Source organism: Pseudomonas sp. XK-1 (genome assembly GCF_038069885.1).
In the GTDB taxonomy this organism is placed as follows: Bacteria; Pseudomonadota; Gammaproteobacteria; order Pseudomonadales; family Pseudomonadaceae; genus Aquipseudomonas.
Map to the genome: position 1 here is coordinate 14,012 of NZ_JBBPES010000002.1, position 17,524 is coordinate 31,535.

Sequence of the window (17,524 nt, forward strand, 5' to 3'; positions counted from 1 at the left end):
AATGAATGCCTCTTCGTTCGCCGAACTCGATATTAATCAGGCCCGTAAGCAGCAATCGCTGTTATGGCTGATCGTTCTCGCGGTCATTATTTTTGCTACTTGGGCCTATTACGCCGAACTCGATGAAGTGGCGATAGGTGAAGGGGTAGTCATTCCAGCCTCTAAATCCAAAATCATACAAAGCCTGGAAGGCGGGATTCTGTTGGAACTCAACCTGCGGGAGGGAGACATCGTGCAGCGCGACGAAAAACTCGCCACGCTGGACCCTATCCAAGCCAGATCCTCGGTTGAGGAAACCATCGTCCGGGTCCGCGCCTTGCAAGCAAGAGCCGCCCGATTAGAAGCGGAGATGGCCAATCTACCGCACATCTCTTTTCCCCCTGAGGTCGCACTTAGTCAGTCCATTGTTGAGCGTGAGAAGCAACTATTCATCGCTAACCGAGAAGCCTTCCTGAGAAACATTTCAAATCTGCGACATCAGGTTCAGTTAGCCGAACAGGAACTTCGCATGGCGGAGCCACTGCTCCGAAGTGGTGCCTCAAACGAAGCGGAAGTGTTGCGCTTGCGTCAGAAGCATGCCGAACTTTCAACCAAATTATCTTCACAACAAAGTGAGTACATCGTTGCGCTAAAAGCTGACTACGCTAAGACAATGGCCGATTTGGAACCGCTGATAAAAGTTCAAGAAGGCCGTGCCGACCAACTAAGACGCACGGTCATCAACTCGCCCACCCACGGCATCGTCAAGGATATTCGTGTCACAACCATTGGCGGCGTGATCCCTCCTGGAGGCGTCTTGATGGAAATTGTTCCTAAAGAGGATCAATTGCTTATCGAAACGCGCCTGAGCCCAAGAGACATTGCTTTTATTCGGCCTGGCCAAGAGGCAATGGTCAAGATCACCGCTTATGACTCATCGATCTATGGGGTCCTTCATGGCAAGGTTGACCGCATCTCCCCAGATACGATCGAAGACCCAATTGATCGACGCATTCGATACTACCGCGCATACGTATTGACAGAGCACAACTACCTGCAAACAGCAGATGGGAAACAGCACCCCATCATGTTCGGCATGATCGTAAGCACGGAAATCAGGACCGGTCGTAAAACGGTGCTAGACTATTTATTGAAACCCTTGAACCGGGCAAATGAAGCGCTGCGCGAACGCTAGACCTAGTGGTGACTCTTGATATCAATCGACTCGGACTATAGGCGAAAGTTGCCAGTGCAACCAGAAGAAAGCCGCTCAACTGTCCTCATGATCTGCGAATCATCAGTCCTGTCACTGCGCCTAAATGACGTCCTGCAGCAGAGAAACTATAATATCGCCACTGCTAAAAACGGCGCAACGGGAACAGATATCGCCCAGCGCCTGCACCTCGATCTTATTTTACTCGACTGGAACCTTGGTAATGGACATGGGTTAGAGGTCTGCAGCCAACTCAAAAAAATGCAGAACACCCGTGCCATTCCCGTTGTTTTCTTTGGGATCGCCGTAACAAGCCAAGACATCGCCCGCGGGCTCCTAGCCGGCGGAGTAGATTTCTTGCTTGAATCTCTACCCCCCGAGGAAATGCTTACTCGACTTATGCTTCCTCTGGAAACAACGGGGAAGCAGGATAGCAAACAGCCTCACAGCGACCCAAGTAATAATCACCTCCTGCTTGCCCACCTTATTACAGCGCAAAGAGACACCCTCAATGACTTCAACTCCCGGCTGAACTTAAAGAATCAAGCCCTCAGCCAGATGCATGAAGCCGTTTATCTAAGGGAAACCAGCTCTCACTCTTTTACATACGTAAATCATGAAGCTTGCCGCAGCCTGGGTTATAGCAACGACGAGTTGCTCAGTATGACGTTCGCTGACATAGACCCTGATTGGACAGAAGAGAACTCGGCAGAAATCAAAGAACGGCTTGACCTGGGATACCCAGTCACCCTCGAAAGAAGACACCACAGGAAAGACAACTCATCGTTCCCGGTTGTGCTTACCGTCAGCAAATTTGAACACCGAGGCAAGTTCTTTATTCTCACCCTGGCCAAAGATGCAACAGAACAAAAACAAAACGAGAGGGACCTCAACATGCTGCAGGTCGCTGTAGATCGGTTCACTGATGCAACTTATGTCCTCGACAGCCAGGCGCGATTCAGGTACGCAAATAACGCAGCGATTCAGACGCTGGAGTACAGTCTAGAAGAGCTTCTTCAGCTGAGCTTTCCCGAAATAGTGCCAGACACCAACTTAGAAGACACTCAATTAATACTCAAACATGTCAAAGACTCGACCGATCACTCTTACACAATCGAAACCCAATGCAAAACCCGCACTGGAAGGACTTTCCCGGTCTCGGTCACATCAACCTCCTTCGATTATGACGGAGAAACATTATTCATCAACATCGCCCAAGATCTAACAGAGCGCAAACAAGCAGAGTATGAGCGACTCGAACATCTTAAGTTTTTTGAAACAATGGACCGGGTTAATCGAGTCATCCACGAGTCCAACGATATTGACACCATGTCGGATAATATCCTGGATATCATTCTGGCTGCCGTGGAGGCTGATAGGGTCTACGTTCTGACCCTGACTGACCCGACCAATAATCGCTTCAATATGACATCTGTTCGCTTTCGCAGCGAGTATCCACCACCTTATGCCAAAGGCGCCCCTCTTGAAATCTCACCTGAAATGGCGGACTTCATTCGCAGCCAGTACCTAGACGGTGGTGAAGTCATAAAATTCGGTACGGGCGGAATTCCTCTTCCGCAACACCTGGCCAACCGGTATGGCTATCGATCCAATATGACCGTTCAGATGTTGCCCAAAGGCCATCACCGGATGTATTTGGGGGTGCACCAAATTTCCAGTGAGCGGGTTTGGCTTCCCGCAGAGGAACGGCTTATAAAGGAAATCGGACGCCGCCTCACCAGTGGCATTTCGACGCTACTCGCACATCAGGAACTTTATGCCAGCGAACAGCACTACCGGACGCTAGCAGAGAGCTTGCCAGATAATATCGCTCGCTTTGACCTGAAGTCGAAAGCTATCTATCTGAACCCCAGCGCATTAACAACCCTATCAAATATCGGGGTCGATTCCACTACAACAAACAAGAAGCCAAGCGAAGTAAGCACTCGCACTTATGCGCAAACGCTTGAATCCTGGATCAATACCGTTATTGCCACGAGCACTTCGCATCAAGGCGAGATCCGCTTGAACTTCACAAATAATAGCGAGCGGGTTTTTGATGTTAAAATCGTCCCCGACCGTAACGCTCAAGGTGAGACAATCGGCGCATTGTCGATAGGGCGAGATATTACAGAGCGCGTAGCAACAGAACAAACTATCCGCAAGCTAAATGCCGACTGGGAAGCCATTCTGCAAACCATACCTGATCTTTTGTTCGAACTGGACCCAGAGGGACGCTATCTTCAGGTCTGGACACATAGTCCCGAACTTCTAGCCGACAGCGCAGACAACCTGCTTGGCAAAAAAATTATGGACGTCTTAGATACCGAGGCGGCTACCATTACCATGGAGGCGCTGCAAGAAGCCGCTCTCTCTGGCACCTCTTATGGGAAAGTACTGAGACTTTTACAGCATGACGGCCCCCATTGGTTTGAATTATCAGTCGCCCGTAAAGCCGCCACTAACGAGACCCTGCCACATTTCATCATGTTATCCCGCGATATTAGCAATCGCATGATAGCTGAAATTGAACTAAAAGAATCCAGGGCACAACTGAGAATGCTCGCCAGTCGCCGCGAGGCGGCCCGAGAAGAGGAGCGCTGCCGGATCGCGCGCGAACTTCATGATGAACTAGGCCAGCAATTGAGTGCCCTACGCTTCGGCCTAACCATGCTGGATTTTAAGTTTGGAAGTGCCCTCTCAACGCTGCGAGAGTCCACTGCAGGCCTGTTGGAACTGCTGGAAAAAACCATTCAGACTACGCGTAACGTCTCTTTTTCACTGCGCCCTGCCGCACTGGACCTAGGCATTATCCCGGCACTCGAGTGGCTTGTATCGGATTACTCTCGCCACCTGAAAATTGATCTAGAACTTCAAGGATCCCCGGATGAACTGCGCCTGGACAATGACGTTGCGACGGCCGTCTTCCGCATCGTCCAAGAGTCGCTCACCAATATAACGCGCCATTCAAAGGCGAGCCATGTGAAGATCATTCTTAATCAAGCGAACAATTGCCTGATCGTCGAAGTTCAGGACAACGGCATCGGCTTTGACGCAAAAATCGTAGGCCGCCAGTCTTTCGGCCTTATAGGCATTCGCGAACGCTGCCTGGCCCTCGGAGGAAACGTTACAATCAAAAGCTCTCATGGAAAAGGAACTATCATTTCGGCGAATATCCCACTACAAGCCAAACTCGTTAGGAGAGAGACATGATTCGTTTGTTAGTGGCAGATGACCACGGAATCATGCGCGCCGGCCTGAAGAATCTCTTTGACATCATCAGCGACATTGAAGTAGTAGGCGAAGCCGAGAATAGCGACCAAGTTATCAACTCCGTCAAACTGGGCGGATTCGATGTCATCCTGCTTGATTTAACCATGCCCGGTATGAATGGTATCGATCTCATTAAAGCCGTCCGCGAGCACGCACCTTCTTTACCTATCCTAGTCTTATCGATGCATGACGAGCCCCCCATTGTGAGGCGCGCACTGAAAGCGGGTGCAAATGGCTATATTACGAAAGAAACAAATGATCCTTCCCGATTATTGATGGCCATTCGCACAGTGGCCACGGGAGGAAACTACATCGATCCGAAAATGGCCGAACGACTCGCCTTTGATACCAACTCACACTCCCAACCGCCCCATGAAAAGCTTTCAGATAGAGAGTTTGAAATATTCAAACTTCTAGCGCAGGGCATGAGCGTTATGCAAATTGCGGATATTCTTTTTATCAGCAACAAGACAGTCAGCTCTCATAAAGCACGACTGATGAGAAAAATGGACCTCGGCACCAATACGGAGTTGGTGCGCTATGCATTAGACCACCACATGCTCGATTAAGAATGCCCTGAAGTAACCCTGTATTTCTAGCTGATTTCAGCGCTGCCAATTTTGCAAACGGAAAACCGGCGGATAGAGCCACGATGCAGATTTCACGCCAGCGTGACGACATCACAAGCCGCGCTGCCACTCCTGGCGCAAGCGGGCCTGCTGCGGCTGTTCGATAGCCTGGCGCACCTGGGCTAGCAGGCGCTGCTTATCTGCGCCGAGAGTGCCCTTGAGCACCAGATAATTGGAGGCATGATCGCTGCGAAATACCGTATCGCGCAGCTCCAGCCCTTGCAGCAGACGTTCGACTTCAACAAACAGCTCGTGCTGGCCGAGCGCCTGGAAATCGGTGAAGCCTTCGCGAAAACGCGCCTCGCCCTGGGGAAAGCTCACCACCAGGGTCGAGAGGAATTCCGGCTGCGCCTCGTTCATCAGCCGCGCCGAGTTATCGGCGTGCTGTTCGCTTAGCAGCGTGCCGCCCAGGCCATTGAGGATCATCACCGAACGAGTGATGCCGGCCTGCCCAAGCTTGTCCAGCGCGCTCAGGCTGGACTCATAGGTCTCGCCCTTGTTGACCCGCGCCAGCACCTCGTCATCACCGGACTCGCAACCGACATAGGCCATGCGCAGGCCAGCGTCGGCGAGTTCCTTGAGTTCTTCCACCGACTTCTTGCGCAGATTGCGCGGCAGGCAATAGCTGGAGACCCGCTGCACCTCGGGCATATGGGTACGAATCGCCTGCAAGATGGCCAACAGACGCCGCGTTGGCAGCACCAGGGCATCGCCGTCAGCGAGAAACACCCGCTGCACGATCATCCGCTCACCGGTCAGACGAATCTCTTCGAGCACCTGCGCCTCATCTCGGGCGCGAAATTTCTTCTGTTCCTGAGTGTACATTTCGCAGAACGTGCACCTGTTCCAGGAGCAGCCATTGGTCACCGGCAGAATCAGTGAATGGGCTTCGCTGGGCGGACGGAACACCGGCTCGATATAGCTGATGGGGAAATCTTGCATGCTCTTCACTCAAGGCAAGCGGCGGTCTTAGCCACCAATAATCTTCATCACGGTCGCGCCGCCGGAAAAGGCTACATCCTGCTTGTCGCCCAGGGCCTTGACCAGCAGCCCTTGCAGGGCTGGCAGTGCCTGATGGCGCGGCTTGTCGAGCAGGTCGCCGACATAGTGGCGATTGCTCGACGACAGGCAACCATGCAGCCAGCCGGTAGAGGACAGGCGCAGGCGCGAGCAGGTGCGGCAGAACGGCACGCTCTCGTTGGCGATCACGCCGAAAAAGCCCTGCCCGGGGATTTCATAGCGCAGCGCCGTGGCATCCAGCGGTGCGACGGCCTGGGTATAGGTATGGTGCTGGCCAATCATGCTCAGTAGCTCCGGCATGCCGACAAACTGGCGCAGGAAGCCGTTGCCATCGCGAGCCAGATGGCCCATGCGCATCAGTTCGATAAAGCGCAGCTCGAAGCCGTTGGTCAGGCAGTAATCGAGCAGCGGCAGCACCTGATCGAGATTCTGCCCGCGCAGCGGCACCATATTGATCTTGATCTGCATACCTGACGCCCGCGCCTGCTGCAGGCCATCGAGTACTGTGGCCAGATCGCCGCCGCGGGCAATCGTGCGAAAGGCCTCGGCGTCCAGAGTATCCAGGGAAATATTCAACCGCCGCATGCCGCACTCCAGCAGCAGCGGCAGCTTGCGCGCCAACAGCTGACCGTTGCTGGTCAGGCTGATATCAGCCAGTCCGAGCTGGCTGACGCCACGCAAAAAGGCGTCCAGTTTAGGGCTGACCAGCGGCTCGCCACCGGTGATACGCAGCCGCTCGATACCCGCCGCCTCGATCAGATAGGCCACGCCACGCAGCATGGCCTCCGCCGACAGCTCATCCTGCGCTGCCACCAGGCGCTTGCCGTCGGGCACGCAGTAGGTGCAGGCATAGTTGCAGGCAGCCGTAAGGCTGATGCGCAGGTTGCGAAAGCGCCTGCCCTGGCGATCAACGATCATGCAAGACTCCAGCGAAGGTGAGCGCCGAGTATAGGGTCGCCGCCAGCGCAGCAGATTCGTTATCGAACAGCTGAATACCTCAGCTAAGCGGAGTGTCGGCGTCGCGCTTGCGCTTGTTGCCCATGCGCACGCCGATATCCATCAGAAACTGGAAGAAGCCTTCCTGATCTTCCAGCACATTGCTCCAGAACGGCGAGTGATACAGCGCCACGGCACCGTGCACCAGCGCCCAGGCTGCGCAATAGTGGAAGTAGGGCGGCACGTCTTCCAGCTTGCCTTCGGCGATGCGGCCCTTGATCAGCTGGGTCAGGCGCTCGAAGTTGGAGGCGCGAATCTTGTGCAGCTCCTCGACCATCTCCGGCACCTGGTTGCCCTTGACCACCTTTTCTTCCAGGCGGTCGAACAGGCGGTAGCGCTGCGGGTCGCGCATGCGAAACTCGAAGTAGGCCCGCGACAAAGCTTCCTTGTCGCGGTCGATATCAGACGAGTGCAGCAGCTCATTCAGGTCGCGCTCGTAGTCGAGCATCAGGCGCAGGTAGATCTCCGCCTTGGACTTGAAGTGCTTGTAGATGGTGCCTTTGCCAATACCAACGGCGTCGGCAATCATCTCCACGGTCACGCTGTCTTCGCCCTGTTCGAGGAAGAGTTTCAGCGCTGTATCGAGAATTTCCTGTTCGCGGCGGCGAAACTCACGGACCTTGCGGGGTTCTTTATGCATAAAGGGACTAAATGGTCAAAAATCGAAGGCGAGTATTATGCCTAACTAACGGCAAATTGCACGGATCATCCGACCATGCACGCGGTTCATGACGAGTTTCCGCAACTTCCCGGCCTGCGTTACCTCAACCACGCAGCCGTTTCACCCTGGCCCCAACGAGCGGTCGAGGCGGTCACTCGCTTTGCCCGGGAAAATGCCCAAACAGGGGCCCGCGACTATCCCAACTGGCTGAAAACCGAGCAGCGCCTGCGCGAAAGGCTGCAGCGCCTGCTCAACGCCCCCTCTTGTGGCGATATCGCCCTGGTCAAGAACACATCGGAGGCGCTTTCCTTTGTCGCCTTCGGCCTGGACTGGCGAGCGGGCGACCAGGTGCTGATCAGCGACGAGGAGTTCCCCTCCAACCGGGTGGTGTGGGAGGCCCTGCGCCGTTTTGGCGTCGAAGTGGTGCAGGTCAGCCTCAAGGGCCACGCTCCCGAAGACGCCCTGCTCGCCGCCTGTGGCCCGCGCACCCGCCTACTGTCGGTGAGCGCAGTGCAATACGCCAGCGGCCTGCGCCTGGACCTGCAGAGCCTGGGTCAGGGCTGTCAGGCGCGCGGCGTACTGTTCTGTGTGGATGCTATCCAGCAACTCGGTGCCCTGCCCTTCGATGTACAGAGCAGCCAGTGCGCCTTCGCCATGGCCGACGGCCACAAATGGCTGCTCGGCCCGGAAGGGCTGGGGGTGTTCTATTGCCGTAGTGATCTGCGCGAACAGCTCAAACTGCACGAATACGGCTGGCATATGCTCGAACACGCCGGCGATTACCAGCGCACCGACTGGCAAGCGGCACGCAGCGCCAGGCGCTTCGAGTGCGGCAGCCCGAATATGCTCGGCACCATGGCCCTGGAGGCCAGCCTGTCGCTGCTGGAAGAGGTCGGCATGCATCAGGTCGAAGCCGCCCTGCAGGAGCGTATGCAATGGCTGCAGGTCGGCCTGCAGGCGATTCCCGGCTGTCGCCTGCACAGCCCGCTGAATCCACTGCGACGCGCCGGCATCCTCACTTTTAGCCTCGACGGTTGGGAAAACCAGACGCTGTACCAGCAGCTGAGAGATCAACAGGTAATCTGCGCCCAACGCGGGGCGGGAGTCCGCCTGTCGCCACATTTCTATACACAGGCCCAAGTTATAGAGGAAACCCTGCAGCTGCTGCACCAGCTGGCGACAGCTTGAGGACTCAAGAGCGCGGCGAGTATTCCAAATACGTTTAAGAATGCCGCCAAGTGGCCTGGACTATCGGCAATCTTCACCAATACTGAGGAGTACTGGTGTGCGGCGTACCCCCCAAGCGCCCCGCCAGGCAAGGTACCGTGGACCGCGTATCTTGATTTACTCCTAATGGTCTTAACCCGGACTCATCCCCCAGAGCCCGGGTTTTTTTTGTCTTCGATTCCAGACGACGCACAGAGAAGCGAGCTCAGGCGACTCTGGCCAAAGGGAAAAGACGCTTGAAGTTGCTCGTGGTCTGTTCGGCAAACTGCTCGAAATCGACGCCGCGCAGTGTCGCCAGGTACTCGGCCACATCCCGTACATACTCCGGCAGGTTCGGCTTGCCACGATGCGGCACCGGGGCCAGGTAAGGCGCGTCGGTTTCCACCAGCAGACGGTCGGCCGGCACTTGCCGCGCCACTTCGCGCAGCGCTTCGGCATTGCGGAAGGTGACGATGCCGGACAGGGAAATATAGAAACCAAGATCCAGCGCGGCTTTGGCCATGTCCCAGTCTTCGGTAAAGCAATGCAGCACACCGGCCTGCGGCAAGGCGGCCTCACGTAGCAGGGTCAGGGTATCGGCGCGGGCTTCACGGGTGTGCACGATCACCGGTTTACCGGTGACCTGAGCGGCCTGCAGGTGCAGGCGAAAGGCTTGTCGCTGCAGTTCGGCCGCTTCCGGCTCATAGTGGTAGTCCAGGCCGGTTTCGCCAATGGCCACCACCCGTGGATGGTTTAGCTCGGCCAGCAGCCAGTCCAGGGCCGGTGCAGCACCGGGTTCGAGGTCCAGAGGGTGCACGCCCACCGAGCAGTCGACGTCGGCATAGCGCTCGGCCAGCCCCTTGACCGCCGCGGCATTGTCCGCGCTGACGCCAATGCAGAGAAAATGACCGACGCCGCGCGCCCGCGCAGCAGTCAGCGCCGCATCGAGCGAACCGCCATGGGCGGCCAGGTCGAGACGATCGAGGTGGCAGTGGGAATCGATAAGCATGGGAGCCTCAAGCTTCAGGCCGCAAACACCAAGCCACAAACTCAGAGCCTGTCGCTTCCAGCTTGCAGCGGATGGCTTGTCGCTTACGGCTATTACATCGTGTGGGTCGGGCGATCCGAGGTCAGCGCACCGGCCAGGTAGGTTTCGATCTTGTTGCGGGCGCTGTTGTCGCCATCGTTGAACTGCACGCCGACACCCGCGGCGCGGTTGCCTTGGGCACCCTTGGGCGTGATCCAGACCACCTTGCCAGCGACCGGGATCTTCTCCGGCTCATCCATCAGGTTAAGCAACATAAACACTTCATCGCCGAGCTTGTAGTTCTTGTTGGTCGGGATAAACAGGCCGCCGTTCTTGATAAAGGGCATATAAGCGGCATAGAGCACGGACTTGTCCTTGATGGTCAGGGACAAGATCCCGTTACGCGGGCCCAAGTTAGGAGGCAGACTCATGCGGCATTCCTGAATTTATGACTCAATGACCGATTCTAGCCCGGTCCGGGCAGGCTTGCCCACTGCACCAGCAAGGCTTCGAGAAGCAAGACACGGTTGAGATTGGCCTTGCCCATGACTTTCTGCCGCTGCGCCAGCAACCAGTCCTGCATCTTCAGCACCTTGGCCTGCGCGGTCTTGTCCGCCAGATATTGCACCACCTTGCGCATATCGGCATGGCCCAGCCCCTCTTCATCGTGGGTCAACTGATAGCGCAACATCAACTGCGACCACTGGCTGAACCAGTCGAACAGCAGCTGCAGGGACACCGCATTCCAGCTTTCCGCCAGTTGGCTGGGGGCGATCTGCTGCTTGAGCAGCTTCTTCACCCCGTCCACCACCTGCGCACGCTGGGCGCTGACGCCCTGCTCATGCATCTTTACCGCAGCCAGCGGCGAACCGGCGGCAAGGAACAGCAACTCGTGATGTTCTTCAGCGCTACAGTCCGGCAACGCCTGCTGCAGCCATGCCAGGCTCATCGCCTCGCTTGGCAGTGGGCAAGCCTGCTGCACGCAGCGGCTCTTCACGGTTGGCAACAGACGACTGGGCTGATGGCTGATCAATAGCAGCACGGTATTGCCGGAGGGCTCCTCCAGGCTTTTCAGCAACGCGTTGGCGGCATTGACGTTCATCGACTCGGTCGGCTCGACCAGCACCACCTTGCGCCCCGCCAGTTGCGCGGTCTGCACCACGAAACTGACCAGGTCACGCACCTGATCGACCTTGATCGCCTTGTCCGCCTCTTCCGGCTCGAGGATGTAATTGTCCGGGTGGGTGCCAGCCGCCAGCAGATGGCAGGACTTGCACTGGCCGCAGGCGTCCAGGCCGGCTGGCTGTTGGCAGAGCAGACGCGCCATCAAGCGTTCCGCCAGGGCACGCTTGCCGATCCCGGCCGGGCCATGCAGCAGGTAGGCGTGAGCATGCTGCGTACGCCCGGCTAACTGCTGCCAGAGCGCCTCCTGCCAGGGGTAGGCTTCAGCCACGGTGCAGCTCCAGCAATTCCGGCAACAGTGTATCCAGGGCATGCTGCACCTGACTCAGCGACTGCGCGGCATTCAGAATACGGTAGCGTTGCGGTTGCTCGGCAGCACGCCGCAGGTAGGTGCCGCGCACCGCATCGAAGAATTCGCGCCCCTCCTGCTCGAACCGGTCCAGCCGCCCACGGGCGGCCGCCCGCGCCAGCCCCACTTCGATCGGCAGATCGAAAATCAGGGTCAGATCCGGACGCAGCGCACCCTGGACAAAGTCTTCCAGGGCGGCAATACGCGCAGTGGACAAGCCGCGACCACCGCCTTGATAGGCATAGGTGGCGTCGGTAAACCTATCGCAGAGCACCACACTGCCTCGCGCCAGTGCCGGGCGGATAACCCGCGCCAGATGCTGGGCGCGAGCCGCGAAGACCAGCAGCAACTCGGTGTCGGCGGCCATGTCTTCGTCGTCGCTGGGGGTAAGCAGCAACTCGCGAATCCGCTCCGCCAGGGGCGTGCCGCCCGGCTCGCGGGTCAGCAGCACATCAATACCCTGGGCGCGCAAGCGTTCGGCCAGGTAATCGCGATTGGTACTCTTGCCCGCGCCTTCGGGACCTTCCAGGGTGATAAACAAACCGCTCACAGACTGTCCTTACTGATTATTGGGCGCTACGGGGGCAGGACTCGAACGATAGTCGGCGCGCCGCTTGAGCTGATACTCGCGGACCGCCTGATTATGCTGCTCAAGGCTGTTGGAAAATACATGACTGCCATCGCCACGGGCGACGAAGTACAGGCTGCTGCCATCGACGGGGTTGAGCGCGGCATGGATCGCCTCGCGGCCAACCAGGGCAATGGGGGTCGGCGGCATGCCGTCGATGGTGTAGGTGTTGTAGGCAGTCGGCTCGCGCAAGTCGGCGCGGGTGATTCTGCCGTTGTAGCGCTCGCCCATGCCGTAGATCACCGTGGGATCGGTTTGCAGGCGCATGCCGATACGCAGGCGGCGCACGAAGACCCCGGCGATTTCGCCCCGTTCCTCAGGGACGCCGGTTTCCTTTTCGATCATCGAGGCCATGATCAGGGCGTCGTAAGGCTCGCGGTACGGCAAGCCTTCGGCACGTTGCGCCCACTCCTCGGCCAACACAAGTTCCAGGCGAGCGTGGGCCTGCTTGAGCAGGTCGAAGTCGCTCATGCCACGGACAAATCTGTAGGTATCGGGAAAGAAACGTCCCTCCGGGTTGAGCCCCGGCAGGCCGAGACGCTCCATCAGCTGCGCATCGCTCAGCTCGCTCAAGGTCAGCTCGAGGCGGGTTTCCCGGGCCAGGGCGGCGCGCACCTGGCGGAAGTTCCAGCCTTCGACCAGGGTCAGGCTGTACTGCAGCACCTCGCCACGCCGCCACATGCTCAGCATGTCGAGCGCCTTGAGGCCGGGCGTCAGCCGGTATTCGCCACTGTGCAGCGGCTGGTTGCGCAGATTGAAGCGCCAGTACAAGCGTAACCAGAGGGCACCGTCGAGCACGCCATCGGCCTCGAGGCGATTGAGCACCCCACCAGGCGTAGCGCCGGCCGCCACCTCGACCAGGTACTCGTCGGACAGCTTCAGGGGCTGGTGCAAGGCCGTATGCTGCTGCCAGGCGATAAACGCCACGAGCAGGCCAGCCAGCAGCACCGCGCCTTCCAGCAGCAGCAAAAGTTTGCGTATCACGAATCAGCAGTCCAGTAGATCGCGGGCAATAACCTGCAGTTTACGGGTGAGCGGGCCGAGCGGCCAGTCATGCGTGAGCAGGCTGCGCACCGGCCAGACGCCATAGACGCTGTTACAGAGAAAGACCTCGTCGGCGGCCAGCAATTCGGAGTAGCTGATATCGCGCACCTGGCACTCGATGCTCTGCGCCGCGGCCTGGGCCAGCAACTCGGCGCGCATCACCCCGGCCACCCCACAGCGCGACAGGTCCGCGGTGATCAGCACCCCATCCCTGACGATAAACAGGTTGCTGTACACCCCCTCGATCACCCGCCCCGCCCCATCCAGCATCAGGCCTTCGGCATGCTCGGCGTCGCGCCACTCGCCCCGCGCCAATACCTGTTCGAGACGATTGAGGTGCTTCAAGCCGGCCAGCACAGGCTGTTCGGCCAGGCGCGTGGCGCAAGGAAACAGACGCACCCCCTGCGCAGCATGGGCGGCCGGATAACTCGGTTTGGGATTGCCCAGCAGCAGGCGTCGCGGTTGCGCCGGTTGTGGCGGCGCATAGCCGCGCAAACCGTCGCCCCGGGTCAGGATCAGCTTGGCCACGCCATCGCCCAGTTGCCGGCTGAACGCCAGCAACTCGGCCCTGAGCAGTGGCAGGTCGAGCGGGATGTGCAAACGCGCACACCCCTCAGTCAACCGCGCCAGGTGACGCTCCAGCAAGGAAGGTTGACCCGCCGTAACGGCGATGGTCTCAAACAGACCATCGCCATAGGCCAAACCACGATCCTGGATGGATAGCAGCTCGGCCGGCTGGCCGTCGATCCAGCTCAGCATCAGTCGGCGAACCGGCGGAACACCAGCGAGCCATTGGTACCGCCGAAACCGAAGGAGTTGGACAGCGCCACCTCGATCGGCATGGCCTTGGCCTGATGCGCGACGAAGTCGAGATCACAACCCTCGTCCGGGGTATCCAGGTTGATCGTCGGCGGAGCGACCTGATCACGGATGGCCAGCACACTGAAAATCGCTTCCACCGCACCGGCCGCGCCGAGCAGGTGGCCGGTCATGGACTTGGTCGAACTGACGGCCAGCTGGTAGGCATGCTCGCCGAACACCGACTTCACCGCCGCCACTTCCGCCTTGTCGCCGGCCGAAGTCGAAGTGCCATGGGCATTGATGTACTGCACCTGCTCGGGATTCAGCCCTGCGTCACGCAAGGCATTGACCATGCAGCGCGCCGCGCCTGCACCGTCGTCCGGCGGCGAAGTCATATGGTAGGCGTCGCCGCTCATGCCAAAGCCGATCAGCTCGGCATAGATATGCGCGCCACGGGCCTTGGCATGTTCCAGCTCTTCCAGCACCAGGGCACCGGCACCGTCGGACAGGACGAAACCATCACGGTCCTTGTCCCAGGGGCGACTGGCCCGGGTCGGGTCATCATTGCGGGTCGACATGGCCCGCGCAGCGGCGAAGCCACCCAGCCCCAGACCACAGGCGGCCATTTCGGCACCGCCGGCTACCATGACGTCGGCCTCGCCGTACATGATGTTGCGCGCCGCCATGCCAATGCAGTGGGTACCGGTGGTACAAGCCGTGGCGATGGCGTAGTTGGGGCCCTGCAAGCCGAGGTGGATCGACAGGAAACCGGAAATCATATTGATGATCGAGCCCGGCACGAAGAACGGCGATATGCGCCGCGGGCCCTGCTCGATCAACGACTTGCAGTTGTTTTCGATATTGGTCAGGCCGCCAATACCCGAACCCATGGCCACACCAATACGCTCGCGATTGGCATCGGTCACTTCCAGCCCGGAATCGCGCATCGCCTGAAAGCTCGCGGCCAGACCGTACTGAATAAACAAATCGAGTTTGCGTGCCTCTTTGGCGGTCAGGTATTGCTCGACATCGAAGTCCTTGACCGAGCCACCGATACGGGTGGAAAAGGCCGAAAGGTCCATATGGTCAAGCAGGCCGATACCACTACGCCCGGCCAAAATGCCCTGCCAACTGCTCGGCACATCGTTACCCAGCGGCGACAACATGCCCATACCGGTAACCACGACGCGTCTACGCGACACAGCAATCTCCTTTTCTAGTTTGCAACGCTTGCAATGCGCTTAAAGAAAAGCCGCACACCCGAGAAGGGAGTGCGGCTTTTCCGAGTCGGAAAACGACGATTGCGTTTACGCGTGTGCGGTAACGTAGTCGATGGCTTCCTGAACGGTGGTGATCTTCTCAGCTTGCTCGTCCGGGATCTCGGTCTCGAATTCTTCTTCGAGAGCCATCACCAGCTCAACGGTGTCAAGGGAGTCGGCACCCAGGTCTTCGACGAAGGAAGCGCTGTTGGTGACTTCTTCTTCCTTAACGCCCAGTTGCTCGGCAACGATTTTCTTGACGCGTTCTTCGATGGTGCTCATACGTTGTTCTCACTCCTAATGGGACAAATCCAGGCCACTGTATCTGCGGCCAAGTGTATAGAAAGGGTTTTTAGCATTTCAAGCTGAATGCCGGGGTGCCCCCAAGAACACTTCAACGATCTGTCTATAAACCTGTTGCAGCTTTATAACGGATTTTAGACAGCATCTATGACAGTTTTCTGAAGGCATCCGTCACATTTAGCTCATATACATCCCGCCGTTCACAGGGATAGTAGCCCCTGTGACGTAAGCCGCGCCATCGGAAGCGAGGAAAGCGACCACTTTAGCGATCTCTTCGGCCTGCCCCAAACGGCCCAGCGGAATCTGGGTAAGCAGCGCATCACGCTGCGCTTCCGGCAGTTCACGGGTCATATCGGTGTCGATAAAACCAGGCGCTACGGCATTCACGGTAATTGCCCGCGAACCCACTTCACGCGCCAGCGCACGACCGAAACCTTCCAGCCCGGCCTTGGCCGCAGCATAGTTCACCTGGCCGGCGTTGCCCATGGCTCCGACCACCGAACCGATATTGATGATGCGCCCGTAACGCGCCTTGGTCATGCCGCGCAGTACGGCCTTGGTCAGCCGGTACAGACTGCTCAGGTTGGTGTTGATGACGTCGAACCATTCGTCGTCTTTCATCCGCAGCATCAGGTTATCGCGGGTGATGCCGGCGTTGTTGACCAGGATCAACGGCTGACCAAGATGTTGCTGGATGTGCTCGAGGGTGCTGGCAACCGACTCGTCATTGCTGACATCCAGCACCAGGCCGGCACCTTCGATGCCATTGGCTTTCAGGGTTTCGGCGATACGCTCGGCCCCCGAAGCGGAGGTCGCGGTCCCTATTACCACAGCGCCTTGACGACCCAGTTCCAGGGCAATTGCCTGGCCAATGCCACGGCTCGCGCCAGTGACCAATGCAACCTTACCTTGCAGGCTCATAGCGTTTCTCCTTAATCAGACCAAGGTCGCCCGCGCGGTAGCGAAGGCGTCCGGGGTGTCCAGGTTATGGGTATTGATACCTTTGACGCAGCGCTTGTTCAAACCGGATAGCACCTTGCCTGGGCCGCACTCGACCAGATCGGTGACACCCTGACCCGCCAGGCAGACCATGGACTCGACCCAGCGAACCGGACTGTACAGCTGCGCCAGCAAATCGCGCTTGAGGCTTTCAAGATCGGTAACCACCGCAGCACTGACGTTCTGCACCAGGGCAATCTGCGGGGTCTGCCAGTCAATGGCCGCCACCGCCTCGGCAAAGCGTTCGGCCGCCGGGCGCATCAACGCGCAGTGCGAAGGCACGCTCACTGGCAGCGGCATGGCACGCTTGGCACCACGCGCCTTGCAGGCCTCAATGGCGCGCGCCACGGCGGCGGCACCACCGGCGATCACCACCTGCCCCGGGGCATTGAAGTTCACCGCACTGACCACTTCACCTTGCGCCGCTTCGGCGCAGGCGGCCAGTACATCGGCATCGTCCAGCCCGAGAATGGCGGCCATGCCGCCCTGCCCGGCAGGCACGGCCTGCTGCATCAACTGCCCACGGTGCTCGACCAGCTTCACGCCGGCCGCCAGAGACAGGCTACCAGCAGCGACCAGGGCGGAATATTCACCCAGACTGTGCCCGGCGACAAAGGCCGGACGTGCACCGCCCTCGGCCAGCCACAAGCGCCAGAGCGCTACAGAGGCAGCCAGGATCGCCGGCTGGGTCTTGTCGGTCTGATTGAGTTGTTCTTCAGGGCCCTGCTGGGTCAGCGCCCAGAGGTCATAACCCAGGGCCTCGGAGGCCTCGGCGAAGGTATCGAGAATCAACGGCTGCTGTGCGCCGTGCTCGGCCAACATCGCCAGGGACTGCGAGCCCTGACCCGGAAAGACGAATGCGAGAGATGCAGACATGGAAACCTGTTCCTAATGATCTTGATCGTCGGAAATTTACACCTAGCCTAGCCAAGCGCAACAAACTGACAGTTGGATG

General features: G+C 58.5%; 17 protein-coding genes. 4 read left to right on the top strand and 13 right to left on the bottom strand.

Translation table 11 applies throughout. From position 1 onward, the window contains the following. Position 1: 1 nt before the first annotated feature. The 3 genes from WMW70_RS05760 to WMW70_RS05770 are packed head-to-tail and all read left to right on the top strand — an operon-like array spanning position 2 to position 5,034. Positions 2–1,174: an HlyD family efflux transporter periplasmic adaptor subunit gene (locus WMW70_RS05760; protein WP_341436566.1), complete on the top strand. Its 1,173-nt coding sequence runs from the start codon at positions 2–4 to the stop codon at positions 1,172–1,174. 54 nt (positions 1,175–1,228) lie between these two features. Further along, positions 1,229–4,405 carry a PAS domain S-box protein gene (locus WMW70_RS05765; RefSeq protein ID WP_341436567.1) on the top strand — a complete coding sequence of 1,059 codons (3,177 nt, stop codon included), beginning with the start codon at positions 1,229–1,231 and terminating at the stop codon, positions 4,403–4,405. Then, complete coding sequence (locus WMW70_RS05770; protein WP_341436568.1) at positions 4,402–5,034, top strand: response regulator transcription factor; 633 nt, start codon at positions 4,402–4,404, stop codon at positions 5,032–5,034. The genes WMW70_RS05765 and WMW70_RS05770 overlap by 4 nt, the downstream gene beginning before the upstream one ends. 111 nt (positions 5,035–5,145) lie before the next feature. Here WMW70_RS05770 and WMW70_RS05775 read toward each other — a convergent pair whose 3' ends face one another. The 3 genes from WMW70_RS05775 to WMW70_RS05785 form a co-directional block, all read right to left on the bottom strand. After that, positions 5,146–6,036, bottom strand: a complete 891-nt coding sequence (locus tag WMW70_RS05775) for a radical SAM protein (RefSeq protein WP_341436569.1) — start codon at positions 6,034–6,036, stop codon at positions 5,146–5,148. Positions 6,037–6,063: 27 nt separating this feature from the next. Further along, on the bottom strand, positions 6,064–7,032 hold the full coding sequence (locus WMW70_RS05780) for a GTP 3',8-cyclase MoaA (protein WP_341436570.1): 969 nt from the start codon (positions 7,030–7,032) through the stop codon (positions 6,064–6,066). Between the two features lie 79 nt (positions 7,033–7,111). Then, positions 7,112–7,750 (bottom strand): TetR/AcrR family transcriptional regulator, encoded by a 639-nt coding sequence (locus tag WMW70_RS05785; protein WP_341436571.1) that lies wholly within the window; start codon positions 7,748–7,750, stop codon positions 7,112–7,114. Between the two features lie 75 nt (positions 7,751–7,825). Between WMW70_RS05785 and WMW70_RS05790 the strand changes: the two genes are divergently transcribed. Beyond that, positions 7,826–8,959 (top strand): aminotransferase class V-fold PLP-dependent enzyme, encoded by a 1,134-nt coding sequence (locus WMW70_RS05790; protein WP_341436572.1) that lies wholly within the window; start codon positions 7,826–7,828, stop codon positions 8,957–8,959. A gap of 244 nt (positions 8,960–9,203) precedes the next feature. On the opposite strand, the gene WMW70_RS05795 is transcribed toward WMW70_RS05790, so the two are convergent. From WMW70_RS05795 to fabD, 10 genes are all read right to left on the bottom strand, one after another. Continuing rightward, positions 9,204–9,986 (bottom strand): TatD family hydrolase, encoded by a 783-nt coding sequence (locus WMW70_RS05795; protein ID WP_341436573.1) that lies wholly within the window; start codon positions 9,984–9,986, stop codon positions 9,204–9,206. Between the two features lie 92 nt (positions 9,987–10,078). Then, positions 10,079–10,435, bottom strand: a complete 357-nt coding sequence (locus tag WMW70_RS05800) for a PilZ domain-containing protein (protein ID WP_325510092.1) — start codon at positions 10,433–10,435, stop codon at positions 10,079–10,081. Positions 10,436–10,470: 35 nt separating this feature from the next. Continuing rightward, positions 10,471–11,457 (bottom strand): DNA polymerase III subunit delta', encoded by a 987-nt coding sequence (locus WMW70_RS05805; RefSeq protein WP_341436574.1) that lies wholly within the window; start codon positions 11,455–11,457, stop codon positions 10,471–10,473. Beyond that, positions 11,450–12,085 (bottom strand): dTMP kinase, encoded by a 636-nt coding sequence (gene tmk / locus WMW70_RS05810; RefSeq protein ID WP_341436575.1) that lies wholly within the window; start codon positions 12,083–12,085, stop codon positions 11,450–11,452. The genes WMW70_RS05805 and tmk overlap by 8 nt, the downstream gene beginning before the upstream one ends. A 9-nt stretch (positions 12,086–12,094) precedes the next feature. Continuing rightward, positions 12,095–13,147: an endolytic transglycosylase MltG gene (mltG, locus tag WMW70_RS05815; RefSeq protein WP_341436576.1), complete on the bottom strand. Its 1,053-nt coding sequence runs from the start codon at positions 13,145–13,147 to the stop codon at positions 12,095–12,097. Between the two features lie 3 nt (positions 13,148–13,150). Continuing rightward, entirely contained in the window at positions 13,151–13,966 is an 816-nt protein-coding gene (pabC, locus tag WMW70_RS05820) for an aminodeoxychorismate lyase (protein ID WP_341436577.1), read from the bottom strand. After that, positions 13,966–15,210, bottom strand: coding sequence for a beta-ketoacyl-ACP synthase II (gene fabF, locus WMW70_RS05825; RefSeq protein ID WP_341436578.1), 1,245 nt, complete (start codon positions 15,208–15,210; stop codon positions 13,966–13,968). The genes pabC and fabF overlap by 1 nt, the downstream gene beginning before the upstream one ends. Positions 15,211–15,315: 105 nt before the next feature. Then, a complete protein-coding gene (acpP, locus tag WMW70_RS05830) occupies positions 15,316–15,549 on the bottom strand; it encodes an acyl carrier protein (RefSeq protein ID WP_058066290.1) in 234 nt (77 codons plus the stop codon). 198 nt (positions 15,550–15,747) lie between these two features. Continuing rightward, positions 15,748–16,491 (bottom strand): 3-oxoacyl-ACP reductase FabG, encoded by a 744-nt coding sequence (gene fabG / locus WMW70_RS05835; protein WP_341436579.1) that lies wholly within the window; start codon positions 16,489–16,491, stop codon positions 15,748–15,750. A gap of 15 nt (positions 16,492–16,506) precedes the next feature. Further along, positions 16,507–17,445, bottom strand: a complete 939-nt coding sequence (gene fabD / locus WMW70_RS05840; RefSeq protein WP_341436580.1) for an ACP S-malonyltransferase — start codon at positions 17,443–17,445, stop codon at positions 16,507–16,509. Positions 17,446–17,524 lie beyond the last annotated feature (79 nt).

Coding starts and splice junctions, on each gene's coding strand:
- WMW70_RS05760 (WP_341436566.1), top strand. CDS start 2: ATGAATGCCTCTTCGTTCGCCGAACTCGATATTAATCAGGCCCGTAAG.
- WMW70_RS05770 (WP_341436568.1), top strand. CDS start 4,402: ATGATTCGTTTGTTAGTGGCAGATGACCACGGAATCATGCGCGCCGGC.
- WMW70_RS05775 (WP_341436569.1), bottom strand. CDS start 6,036: ATGCAAGATTTCCCCATCAGCTATATCGAGCCGGTGTTCCGTCCGCCC.
- WMW70_RS05780 (WP_341436570.1), bottom strand. CDS start 7,032: ATGATCGTTGATCGCCAGGGCAGGCGCTTTCGCAACCTGCGCATCAGC.
- WMW70_RS05785 (WP_341436571.1), bottom strand. CDS start 7,750: ATGCATAAAGAACCCCGCAAGGTCCGTGAGTTTCGCCGCCGCGAACAG.
- WMW70_RS05790 (WP_341436572.1), top strand. CDS start 7,826: ATGCACGCGGTTCATGACGAGTTTCCGCAACTTCCCGGCCTGCGTTAC.
- WMW70_RS05795 (WP_341436573.1), bottom strand. CDS start 9,986: ATGCTTATCGATTCCCACTGCCACCTCGATCGTCTCGACCTGGCCGCC.
- WMW70_RS05800 (WP_325510092.1), bottom strand. CDS start 10,435: ATGAGTCTGCCTCCTAACTTGGGCCCGCGTAACGGGATCTTGTCCCTG.
- pabC (WP_341436577.1), bottom strand. CDS start 13,966: ATGCTGAGCTGGATCGACGGCCAGCCGGCCGAGCTGCTATCCATCCAG.
- acpP (WP_058066290.1), bottom strand. CDS start 15,549: ATGAGCACCATCGAAGAACGCGTCAAGAAAATCGTTGCCGAGCAACTG.
- fabG (WP_341436579.1), bottom strand. CDS start 16,491: ATGAGCCTGCAAGGTAAGGTTGCATTGGTCACTGGCGCGAGCCGTGGC.
- fabD (WP_341436580.1), bottom strand. CDS start 17,445: ATGTCTGCATCTCTCGCATTCGTCTTTCCGGGTCAGGGCTCGCAGTCC.